Source organism: Streptomyces scabichelini, from assembly GCF_011045015.1.
In the GTDB taxonomy this organism is placed as follows: Bacteria; Actinomycetota; Actinomycetes; order Streptomycetales; family Streptomycetaceae; genus Streptomyces; species Streptomyces scabichelini.
Genome location: NZ_JAAKZY010000484.1, coordinates 1 through 705 on the forward strand (window position 1 = coordinate 1; position 705 = coordinate 705).

Annotated in this window: 1 pseudogene; it reads right to left on the reverse strand. The window is 73.2% G+C overall.

Annotated features, from left to right (window positions below):
• Positions 1–323: pseudogene (locus G5C60_RS50825) on the reverse strand (hypothetical protein); the annotation flags it as partial.
• Positions 324–705: the final 382 nt, after the last annotated feature.

The window sequence follows — 705 nt, forward strand, 5'->3', positions numbered from 1 at the left end:
GGCTGGGCCTGGGCCGCCGGGGTTTCAGCCGTGGCCGACCAGGCCTGGGGTGGCATGGCGGCGGGCTCGGGCTGTACGGGGGCGTCGGTGCCGGTGCCGCCGGGCCAGGCCTGAGGGTTCGGAGCCGCGGTGGGTTGGGGCTGCGGCTGCGGCTGCGGCTGGGAGGTCTGGGAGGTCTGGGTGGTCTGGGCGACGGCGGTGCCCTGGGGGGACGTACCCGCCGCGGGGATTCCGCCCGCAGGCGTGGTCGCGGCAGCGACGGCAGTCTCTGCGGGGATCCCCTGCGGATGTACGCCCTGTGCCGGGACCACCGGCTGAGGCATGCCCTGCCCGGCAACCCCCGGAACGGTGACGCTCTGGCCGAGAGCCCCCTGTGCCGGAACCCCTTGCGCGGCGACGGGCTGCCCCGGAACACCCTGGGGAACAGTCCCTTGCCCGGGAACCCCTTGCCCGGGAACTCCTTGCCCGGGAACTCCTTGCCCAGGGACTCCTTGCCCGGTAACTCCTTGCCCGGTAACTCCTTGCCCAGGAATCCCCTGGGCAGGAACCCCCTCCTCAGGAATCCCCTGGGCAGGAGTGAGCTGTGCGGAAGTCCCCTGTGCTGCCGCCTGTGCGGCCGCCACCTGCCCCGGAACACCTTGCCCCGGGTTGATCTCCTCAGACACCGCCTGCCCCGGGACTCCCTGCCCAGGCCCAGTCGTGTCC